Source organism: Streptomyces sp. NPDC001594 (genome assembly GCF_042893675.1).
Lineage (GTDB): Bacteria > Actinomycetota > Actinomycetes > Streptomycetales > Streptomycetaceae > Streptomyces.
In genome coordinates this window covers 144,978-156,497 of sequence record NZ_JBIAVB010000021.1, presented here as the reverse complement: position 1 = coordinate 156,497, position 11,520 = coordinate 144,978, and the positions used below count along the sequence as shown (strand labels likewise).

Annotated in this window: 1 protein-coding gene; it reads right to left on the bottom strand. The window is 75.9% G+C overall.

The genetic code is table 11. From position 1 onward, the window contains the following. Positions 1-11,248 (bottom strand): type I polyketide synthase (locus ACFY0O_RS33210; RefSeq protein ID WP_388953750.1); only part of this gene is annotated, 11,248 nt, incomplete at its 3' end. Between the last annotated feature and the right edge of the window lie 272 nt (positions 11,249-11,520).

Below are 11,520 nucleotides of genomic sequence, written 5' to 3'. Positions count from 1 at the left end.
GCCCCGTCCACACCACACCCCGCCCCTCCGGCAACGACACCACCGCACCCAACAACGGGTGACCAGCAGCGACCAGACCCAGACCCGCCGCATCAGCGGGGCGCCGCACCGGTACGTCGAGCCAGAAGCGCTCCCGCTGGAAGGCGTACGTCGGCAGGTCGACGTGGCCCTCCGCGCCGACGGCCGCGCCCGCGCCGTCGAAGACCGCGTCCCAGTCCACGGCCAGGCCGTGTACGTATCCCTCGGCGAGGGAGGCGAGGAAGCGCTCCCGGCCGCCTTCGCCGCGGCGCAGCGTGCCGAGGGCGAGGGAGGCCGTGCCGCTGTCCTCGAAGGTCTCCTGGAGTCCGACGGTCAGGACCGGGTGGGGGCTGCATTCGACGAAGACGCCGAACCCGTCGGCCTCCAGGGCCCGTACGGTCTGCTCGAAGCGCACTTCCTGCCGCAGGTTGGTGTACCAGTACTCCGCGTCGACGCCCGAGGTGTCGAACAGGGCACCGGTCACGGTCGAGTAGAACGGGATCTCGCCGCGCCGCGGGCGGATGCCCTCCAGTTCGCGGACGACCCGTTCGCGGATGGCCGCCACCTGCGCGGAGTGGGAGGCGTAGTCCACCGGGATCCGCTTGGCGCGCACCCCGTCGGCCGTGCAGGCGGCCAGCAGCTCCTCCAGGGCCCCGGGTTCGCCCGAGACGACGGTGGAGAGGGGGCCGTTCACGGAGGCGACCGAGATGCGCTCGCCCCACGGGGCCAGCCGCTCGCGGACCTGGTCGGCGGGCAGGGGTACGGAGACCATGCCGCCCCGGCCCGACAGGTGCTCGGCGATCGCCCTGGCCCGCAGTGAGACGACCTTCGCCGCGTCGTCGAGGGACAGCGCGCCGGAGACGGCCGCGGCGGCGATCTCGCCCTGGCTGTGCCCGATGACGGCGGCGGGCCGCACGCCGGCCGACTGCCAGACGGCCGCCAGCGAGACCATGACGGCCCAGAGGGCGCTCTGCACGACCACCACGTCGTCCAGGACCCCGTCCCGGACCGCGTCCGTGACGGACCAGCCGACGTGCGGCCGCAGCGCCGCGTCGCACTCGGCGAGGCGTGCGGCGAACACCGGCGAGGAGGCGAGGAGCTCGGCCGCCATCCCCTGCCACTGCGAACCCTGGCCGGGGAAGACGAACACGACCTGGCCCGGGTCCTCGGCGGCCCGGCCGGTGACCGTGCCGGCGGCGGGGACGCCTTCGGCGAGGGCGGTCAGGCCCGCGAGGGCGGAGGCGCGGTCGGAGGCGAGGACGACGCCGCGGTGTCCGAGGGCGGCCCGGGTCGAGGCCAGGGTGCGGGCCACGTCGGAAGGGGCCGTGCCGGGGGAGGCTTCCACGAAGGCGGCGAGCCGCTCGGCCTGGGCGCGCAGGGCGGCCTCGGTCCCGCCGGACACGAGCCAGGGCAGTACGGCCGGGTCCGGCGTGGGACCGGCGGGCTCGGCGGGGGCCCCGGCAGCGGACTCGGCGGTGGGCGTGGTCCGGGTGTCGGGTCCGGCCTCCTCGAGGATGACGTGCGCGTTGGTGCCGCTGATGCCGAACGAGGAGACGCCGGCGCGGCGCGGACGGCCGTCCGTGGTCCACTCGGCCGGTTCGGTCAGCAGTTCCACCGCGCCCGCCGTCCAGTCGACGTGCGGGGAGGGCTCGTCCGCGTGGAGGGTCCGCGGCAGCACTCCGTGCCGCATGGCCTGCACCATCTTGATGACGCCCGCCACGCCCGCGGCGGCCTGTGCGTGGCCGATGTTCGACTTGACGGAGCCCAGGCGCAGGGGCGAGCCGGCGGGCCGGTCCTGGCCGTAGGTGGCGAGCAGCGCCTGTGCCTCGATGGGGTCGCCGAGCCGGGTGCCCGTGCCGTGCGCCTCGACGGCGTCGACGTCGGCGGCCGACAGTCCGGCGGCGGCCAGGGCCTGGCGGATGACGCGTTCCTGCGAGGGGCCGTTGGGTGCGGTGAGGCCGTTGCTGGCGCCGTCCTGGTTGACGGCGCTGCCGCGCAGGACGGCCAGGACCCGGTGTCCGTTGCGGCGGGCGTCCGAGAGGCGCTCGACGAGGAGGACGCCCGCGCCCTCGGACCAGCCGGCGCCGTCGGCGGCAGCCGAGAAGGCCTTGCAGCGTCCGTCGGGGGCCATGCCCCGCTGCCGGCTGAACTCGACGAAGACCCAGGGGGTGGCCATGACGGTCACGCCGCCGGCCAGGGCGAGGGAGCACTCGCCGGAGCGCAGTGCCTGGGCGGCCAGGTGCAGGGCGACCAGCGAGGAGGAGCAGGCGGTGTCGACGGTGACGGCGGGTCCTTCCAGGCCGAAGGTGTAGGCGATGCGGCCGGAGGCGACGCTGCCCTGGGTGCTGGTGACGGCATAGCCCTCCAGTCCCTCGGGGGTTTCGGAGGCGCTGCCGTAGTCGTGGTGCATCACGCCGGTGAACACGCCCGTCGCGCTGCCCTTGAGCGTGCCGGGGTCGATGCCGGCCCGTTCGAACACCTCCCAGGAGGTTTCCAGGAGGAGCCGCTGCTGGGGGTCCATGGCGAGGGCCTCGCGCGGGGAGATCCCGAAGAAGGCCGCGTCGAAGTCGCCGGCGTCGTAGAGGAATCCGCCCTCGCGGGCGTAGCTCTTGCCGGGCGCGTCCGGGTCCGGGTCGTACAGGTGCTCGTCCCAGCCGCGGTCGGCCGGCAGGAAGGACACGGCGTCGCCGCCCGCTTCGACCAGCCGCCACAGGTCCTCGGGCGAGCTGACGCCGCCCGGGTAGCGGCAGGCCATGCCGACGATCGCGATCGGTTCGTCCGCGTCCCCGGCGGGCACCGTGCGGGCGGGCGGGGCGGCGGGCTCCGGGCGGGTGCCCAGGAGCTGGGTGCGCAGGTGCTCGGTGAGCCGACCGGGGGTGGGGTGGTCGAAGACCAGCGTGGCCGGCAGGCGCAGCCCGGTGGCGGCGTTCAGGCGGTTGCGCAGTTCGACCGCGGTGAGCGAGTCGAAGCCGAGGTCCTTGAAGGGGCGGCCGGCGGAGACGGTCTCCGGGGTGGCGTGCCCCAGCACGGTCGCCACCTGGGTGCGGACCAGGTCGAGGAGGATCCGGGTCTGCTCGTCGGGGGCGAGGCCGGTCAGGCGCCCGGCGAGGCCGCCGCTGGCGGCGGCGTCGGCGGTGGCGGCCGTGCGGCGGGCCACGGCCCGGACCAGGCCGCGGAAGAGGGGCCGCAGCATGCCGGACGCGGCTTCGCCGCGCAGGGTGTTCAGGTCCATGCGTACGGGCACCAGGTGGGGCCCGTCCTGCCCGGTCGCCGCGTCCAGCAGGGCGAGGCCCAGGTCGGACGGCAGGGGCCGGATGCCCGAGCGCTTCATCCAGGCGAGGTCGTCCTGGGCCAGGTGGCCGAGCATGTCGCTCGCCTGGGCCCACAGGCCCCAGGCGAGGGAGTGCGCGGGCAGGCCCTGGGCGCGGCGGTGGTGCGCGAGGGCGTCGAGGAAGGCGTTGGCCGCGGCGTAGTTGCCCTGGCCGGGGTTGCCGAAGGTGCCGGCGATGGAGGAGAACAGGACGAACGCCGACAGGTCCAGGCCGCGGGTCAGTTCGTGGAGGTTGACGGCCGCGTCGGCCTTGGGCCGCAGTACGCGTTCCAACTGCTCGGGGGTCATCCCGGCGACGAGGCCGTCGTCCAGGATCCCGGCCGCGTGGATCACGGCGGTCAGCGGCCGGTCGGCCGGGACGGCGGCCAGCAGGGCGGCCAGGGCGTCGCGGTCGGCGGCGTCGCAGGCGGCGATCTCCACCCGGGCGGCGCCCAGCGCGAGGAGCTCGGCCTCCAGCTCCGCCGCGCCCGGCGCGTTCGGGCCGCGGCGGCTGGCGAGTACCAGGTGGCGCACGCCGTGCCCGGTGACCAGGTGGCGGGCGAGCAGGCCGCCGAGGGATCCGGTGCCGCCGGTGACGAGGACCGTGCCGGTGGTGTCCAGCGGTCCGCCGGCCGGGGTGGGGGCCGGGGCGGTGAAGCGGGTCAGGCGGGGGACGAGGGCCTGGCCCTGACGGACCGCCAGCTGGGGTTCGTCCGCCGCCACCGCGGCGGCGACCGCCGCGGTCAGGGCCTCGGCGGGGGCGTCGCAGGGGTCGGCGTCCACGAGCACGAACCGGTCCGGGTTCTCGGACTGGGCCGACCGCAGCAGTCCCCACACCGGCGCGTGTGCCAGGTCCTCGACGTCCTCGCCGTCACGGGTGGCGACGGCTCCCCGGGTCACGAGGACCAGCCGGGAGCCGGCGGCGCGGTCGTCCGCCAGCCAGGCGCGCGCCAGCTCCAGGGCGGCGGCCGTCGCCTCGCGGGCGGCGGCCGCCAGGCCGTCGCCGGCCGGTGTCCCGCCGAACGGGGCCAGGACGACGGACGGGGCTCCGTCGGCGAACAGGGATTCCAGGTCGGGGGCGTGCCGGACGGCGTCGAACAGGCCGGTGCGGGGGGTGCCGAGCACCGCCCAGCCGCTGGTGTCCGGGGCGCCGCCGGCCACGGGCAGTGCGGTCCACTCGGTGCGGAACAGTGCGTCGCGGGTGGGGTCCGTGGGACCGGTGAGCTGCTGCGCCGAGACGGGGCGCAGGGTCAGCGACTCCACGGTCGCCGCCGGCGCGCCCGAGGCGTCGGCGATCACCAGGCGGACGGTGTCGGGGCCGTCCGGGGTGACCCGCACCCGGACGGAGGTGGCGCCGACGGCGTGCAGGGCGATGCCGGTCCAGGCGAACGGCAGCCGCACGGGCGCCTCGTCCTGGGTGCCGGGCGCGTCGAGCGCGGCGAGCAGGACGGGGTGCAGGGCGGCGTCCAGCAGGGCGGGGTGGATGCCGTAGCGGGCGGCCTCCGCGGCCTGCTCCTCGGCCAGGGCCACTTCGGCGTAGAGCTCCTCGCCGAGCCGCCAGGCGGCGCGCAGGCCCTGGAAGGCCGGCCCGTAGCCGTAGCCGGTGCCGGCGACGCGCTCGTAGAAGGAGTCCACGTCGACGCGGTCCGCGCCCCGGGGCGGCCAGACGGTCAGGTCCGCGGGGTCCGCGGCGGGGGTTGCGCCGGCGGTGCCCAGCAGGCCGGCGGCGTGCCGGGTCCAGGGCCCGTCGGCGCCGGTGCCGTCCGTGGTCTCGGGCCGGGAGTACACGGCCACCCGGCCCTGACCGGCGGCGTCGGGTGCCTCCACCGTCACCTGCAGCTGTACGCCGCCGTGCTCGGGGAGGACCAGGGGGGCTTCGAGGGTGAGTTCGGCCAGCCGGTCGCAGCCGACGCTCTCGCCCGCCCGCAGGGCCAGTTCGACGAACGCGGTGCCCGGCAGGAGGACGCTGCCCAGGGCGGCGTGGTCGGCGAGCCAGGGGTGCGTGCGAAGCGACAGCCGGCCCGTCAGGAGCAGGTCGCCGCCGTCGGCGGCGCGCACCGCCGCGCCCAGCAGCGGGTGGTGGGCGGCGTCGAGGCCGAGGCCGCCGGGGTCGGGGGTGGCGGAGGAGGCGGTCTCCAGCCAGTGGCGTCGGCGCTGGAAGGCGTAGGTGGGCAGTTCGACGGGTTCGGCGTCCGTTCCCGTGAACAGGGCCTTCCAGTCGACGCCGGGCAGGCCGCGGACGTACCCCTCGGCCAGCGAGGTCAGGAACCGGGCCGGGCCGCCCTCGTGGCGGCGCAGCGTTCCGACCGCCACCGCCTCGGTCTCCGCGTCCTCGAAGGTGGCCTGCATGCCGGTGGTCAGCACGGGGTGCGCGCTGGACTCGACGAAGAAGCGGAAGCCGTCGGCGAGCAGGGTGCGTACGGTGGTCTCGAAGTCCACGGGCCGGCGGGCGTTCTCGAACCAGTACTCCGCCGTCAGTTCGTGGGCGTCGCGGAGGGTGCCGGTGACGGTGGAGTAGAACGGGACGCCGCCCGGGCCGGGGACGACACCGGCGAACAGTTCGAGGATCTCCTCGCGCAGCGGGTCGACCTGCGGGCAGTGCGAGGCCACCGTGGACCCCACGACGCGTGCCCGGACCTTGTCCTCCTGGCAGGAGGCCACGAACTCCTCCAGCGCGGGCAGCTCACCGGCGACGGTCACCGCCCGGGGGCCGTTGCGTCCGGCGATCACCAGGCGGCCCTCCCAGCGGGCGAGCCGCTCCTCCACGGCGTCGGCCGGCAGCGCCACCGAGGCGACGGCTCCCTTGCCGACCAGTTCCCGGGCGAACAGCGCGCTGCGCAGCACGATCAGCCGGGCCGCGTCCTCCAGGGACAGCACCCCCGCCACGTGCGCGGCGGCGATCTCGCCCTGGCTGTGTCCCACCACCGCGTCCGGGCGGACGCCGGACGCCTGCCAGAGCGCGGCCAGCGACACGTTCACGGCGAACAGGACGGGCTGGAGGACCTCGATCCGCTCGGCCAGGGGCGCGTGCGGCTCCTGCCGCAGCACGTCCGCGACCGACCAGTCCACGAACTTGCCCAGCGCGGCGTCGACTTCGGCGAGGCGGGCGGCGAACACGGGCGAGGAGTCGAGGAGTTCGGCTGCCATGCCCTGCCACTGGGAGCCCTGGCCGGGGAAGACGAACACCACCCGGCCGCGCACGTCCGCCGCACCGCTGACCACACCGGGGGCGGGCAGGCCTTCGGCCGTCGCGGCCAGCCCGCCGAGGTGGCCCTGCGGGCCGGACGCCAGCACCACGGCCCGGTGCTCCAGCACCGCGCGCGAGGCGGCCAGCGACCAGCCGACGTCCACCGGCGAGAGTTCCGTACGGGCCCGGGCGTGGGCCGCGAGCCGTCCGGCCTGGGCGCGCAGGGCCGCTTCGGAGGAGCCGGAGAGCAGCCACGGCACCGTGCCGTCGGCGGCCGCGAGGCCGGTGCCGCCGTGCTCGCCTGCGGGGGCGGGGGCCGAGCGGGGCCGCCGGAGGTCGGCGGGCGCCTCTTCGAGGATCAGGTGCGCGTTGGTGCCGCTGATGCCGAACGAGGACACGCCGGCCCGGCGCGGACGGCCGTCCGTCTCCCAGGGCCGCGCCCGGGTCAGCAGTTCCACCGCGCCCTCGGACCAGTCGACGTGCGGGGAGGGTTCGTCGGCGTGGAGGGTGCGCGGCAGCACTCCGTGCCGCATCGCCATCACCGTCTTGATCACGCCGGCCACGCCCGCGGCCGCCTGCGTGTGGCCGATGTTCGACTTCAGGGAGCCCAGGCGCAGCGGCCGGTCCTCCGGCCGCCCCTGTCCGTACGTGGCCAGCAGCGCCTGGGCCTCGATGGGGTCGCCGAGCCGGGTGCCCGTGCCGTGCGCCTCGACGGCGTCGATCTCCTGGGGTTCGAGCCCCGCGTCGGCCAGCGCGTCGCGGATCACGCGCTGCTGGGAGGGGCCGTGCGGCGCGGTGAGGCCGTTGCTGGCGCCGTCCTGGTTGGTGGCGCTGCCGCGGATGACGGCGAGGACCTGGTGCCCGTTGCGCCGCGCGTCCGAGAGCCGTTCCACGAGGACCACGCCGGCGCCCTCGGCCCAGCCGGTGCCGTCGGCGGCCGCGGAGAAGGCCTTGCAGCGTCCGTCCGGGGAGAGCGCCCCCTGGCGGCTGAGCTCCACGAACATGCCGGGCGTGGGCATGACGGTGACGCCGCCGGCCAGTGCCATGGCGCATTCGCCCGAGCGCAGGGACCGTACCGCCCAGTGCAGGGCGGTCAGGGAGGAGGAGCACGCCGTGTCCACGGTGACCGCGGGCCCCTCCAGGCCCAGGGTGTAGGCGACCCGGCCCGAGGCGACGCTGATGGTGCTTCCGGTCAGCCGGTGCCCGTCGACGCCTTCGGCGCCGTCCTGGAGCTGGGGGCCGTACTCCTGGAACATCAGGCCGAAGAAGACGCCGGTCCGGGTGCCGCGCAGCGACGACGGGTCCAGGCCCGCACGTTCCAGGGCCTCCCAGGAGGTCTCCAGCAGCATCCGCTGCTGGGGGTCCATCGCGAGGGCCTCGCGCGGGGAGATGCCGAAGAACTCCGGGTCGAACTCGGGGGCGTCGTGCAGGAACCCGCCGTGGCGCACGTAGCTCGTGCCGGGGCGCTCCAGCTGCGGGTCGTAGAGCTTCTCCAGGTCCCAGCCGCGGTTGGCCGGGAAGTCCCCGATCGCGTCGCGTTCGGCCAGCACCAGGTCCCACAGGTCCTCGGGCGACTCCACACCGCCGGGGAAGCGGCAGGTCATCGACACGATGGCGATGGGTTCGTCGGCGGCGGCGCCGGCGGCCGGGGCGGCGGTCCGGCCGGTGGCATCCGCGTCGGTCCCGAGCAGCCGGTGCGCGAGGTGCGCGGCGATCGCGGAGGGGGTGGGGTGGTCGAAGAGGGCGGTGGTGACGAGGTTGACGCCGGTGGCGGCCTTCAGCCGGTTGCGCAGGTCGACCATGGCCACGGAGTCGAAGCCGAGGGCCTTGAACGTGCGGTCCATGTCGACGTCGTGCGGGGACGCGTGCCCGAGGATGAGGGCGACCTCGTCGCGCACGAGGTCCTCCGGGCGCCCCGGTGCCGTGGGGGCGGCGGGTGTCTGCGGCCGCGGTGCGGGCGGTGCGTCGGCCTGTGGCCCGGCGCCCCGCTCCGGCGTGGCGGCGGGGGCGGCCTCCAGCCAGTGGCTGCGGCGCTGGAAGGGGTAGGTGGGCAGGCCGGCCGCCCTCGGGCCCGGGCCCAGCAGCGCGGACCAGTCCACGTCGATTCCGCGCGTCCAGGCTTCGGCGGCCGACAGCAGGAAGCGGTCCCAGCCGCCCTGGTCGCGGCGCAGGGTGCCGAGCACCGTGCCGTGTTCGCCCGCACCGGCCGCCTCAAGGGTCTCCTCGACGCCCGCGACGAGGACCGGATGGGCACTGACCTCGACGAAGCGGGTGAACCCGGCGGCGGCCGCGGCCCGTACGGCGTCCTCGAAGCGGACGGTCTCGCGCAGGTTGCGGTACCAGTAGTCCGCGTCCAGCTCCGGGCCGGTGAGCGGTCCGCCGGTCACGGCCGAGTAGTAGGGGACCGCCGCCCGCGCGGGGGCGGTGGCGGCCAGGTCCCGCAGCACCTCGTCGCGGACGGCCTCGACCTCGGCGCAGTGCGAGGCGTAGTCCACCGGCACCCTGCGGGCGCGGATCCCCTCGGCCTCGCAGTGGGCGAGGAGCTCCTCCAGTGCTCCCGGTTCGCCCGAGACCACCGTCGAGGAGGGGCCGTTGACCGCGCCGACCGACAGCCGGCCGCCGTATCCGGCGATCAGCCCGGCGGCCGCCGCGGCGCCCGTGGAGAGGGCGACCATGCCGCCTCGCGCGGAGAGCCCCTGCCGGATGGCCCGGCTGCGCAGCGCCACCACCCTGGCGCCGTCGGCCAGCGGGAGGGCGCCCGCCACCACGGCCGCCGCGATCTCGCCCTGGGAGTGCCCGATCACCGCGGCGGGCTCGACGCCCGCCGCACGCCAGACCTCGGCCAGGGACACCATCACCGCCCACAGGACGGGCTGTACCACGTCGACCCGGTCGAGCCGGCCCTCGGCGGCGAGGTCGCGGACCGCTTCGGTCAGCGACCAGGCGACGTACGGCGACAGGGCTTCCTCGCACTGCGCCATCCGCTCGGCGAAGGCCGGGGAGGACTCCAGCAGTCCCAGGGCCATGCCGGCCCACTGGGAGCCCTGGCCGGGGAAGACGAACACCACTCCGGTGCCCTCGGGGGACGGCGCGGCCTGTCCGCCGCGGGTGCGCGCGCCGCCGGCGACGGCGGCGACGCCCCGGACGGCGCGCGCGGCGCCGGTGCCGTCCGCCACCGCCCGCAGTCCGGCGCGCAGGCTCCGCGCGTCCTCGCCCACGACGACGGCCCGGTGCGCCAGCCGTGCCCGGCCCGCCGCCAGCGTGCGGCCGGTGGCGTGGAGGTCGGTGTCCGGGTGCTCGTCGGCATGGGTGTCGAGCCGGTCGGCCTGGGCGCGCAGCGCCGGCTCGCTGTCGGCGGACAGGAGCCACGGGACGGGGGTGCCCGCCGGCCGCGACGGCCCGGGCCGCGGCCCGGCGGGCTCGCGCAGTTCCGCCGGGGCGTCGGAGACGACCACGTGGCAGTTGGTGCCGCCCAGGCCGAACGAGGAGACGCCGGCGAGGAGCCGGCCGTCCTCGCCCTGCCAGGGCTCGTGCTCGCGCTGGACCAGGAGGTTCCATGCGGCGAGCGGGATGTCCGGGTTGCCGGTCTCGTGGTTGAGGGTGGGGACGAGCTCGCGGTGGCTGACGCAGGCGACGACCTTGAGCAGCCCGGCGATCCCGGCCGCGCCCTCCAGGTGGCCGATGTTCGTCTTGACGGAGCCGACCCGCAGGGGCTCGCCCTGGGGGCGTGCGGACCCGAGGGCCTCCGCGATGGCGGCGGCCTCCAGCGGGTCGCCGACGCGGGTGCCGGTGCCGTGGAGTTCGACGCACTGGATCTGCGCGGGCGAGACCCCGGCCGCGGCGCAGGCCTCAAGCAACAGTTCGCGCTGGGCCGCCACGTTCGGGACGGTCAGGCCGTCGCCGCCGCCGTCGTTGTTGACGGCGCTGCCTTCGATGACGGCCAGGACCCGGTCGCCGTCGGCGACCGCCCGTGCGAGGGGCTTGAGCAGCACGAACCCGCCGCCTTCGCCGCGCGCGTAGCCGTTGGCGCGCGCGTCGAAGGTGTAGGACCGGCCGTCGGGAGAGAGGGCGCCGAACCGCCGCAGGCTCTCGCTGCCGTGCTCGGCGAGGACGAGGTTGACGCCGCCCGCCAGTACCACGTCGGACTCGCCCCGCAGCAGGCTCTGCACGCCGAGGTGGACGGCGACGAGCGAGGCGGACTGGCCTGAGTCCACCAGGACGCTGGGGCCGCGCAGGCCCAGGTGGTAGGAGATCCGGTTGGCGATGAAGCTGCGCTGGGTGCCCGTGAGGCTGTGCCGGGTCACGGAGTCCGCGCCCCGGCGGTGCAGGAGTGCGGCGTAGTCGTCGTTGATGGCGCCCACGAAGACACCGGTCCGGGTGCCCCGGAGGTCATCTGGGGAGGTACCGCCGTTCTCCAGCGCCTCCCAGCCCAGCTCCAGCGCCAGGCGCTGCTGGGGGTCCATCGCGGCGGCTTCGGCCGGCGAGACCCCGAAGAAGCCGGCGTCGAACCCGTCCACGGCGTCCAGGTAGCCGCCCGGGAGGCCGGGGAAGCCCTCCTCCGCGCCCGCTTTCCGCCCGGCCGGAAATTCTCCGACCGCGGACCGCCCGCTTTTGAGGAGGTCCCAGAATTCTTCGGGAGTGGCCGCTCCGGCGACCCTGCAGGAGAATCCGACGACCGCGATTTTCGCACTCGCGTTCCGGTCACCGTACTCGGGCATAACTTCGCTGTTCATCGGCGACATCCCTCCAGAAAGACCGGAACATGGGCACACGTGCGGACCGGTTCACGACGAGAACCGGAAGGGGACGGAAATCCGTCGACCGGGTTGGTCGTCCCTCGGTGGAAAAGGACCGGACCTTTCCCCGGACCGGCCTCCGGAGCGGCCGCCAAGCCCCTGACGACGGCGTTCCTCCTGTCAGAACACGCCGGGAACCGGGCGGTTACCGGCCAGTATGGACGGCTGGGGTTTCAGTGCGGTTTCAGTACGGCCGACCCGTCGGGCAG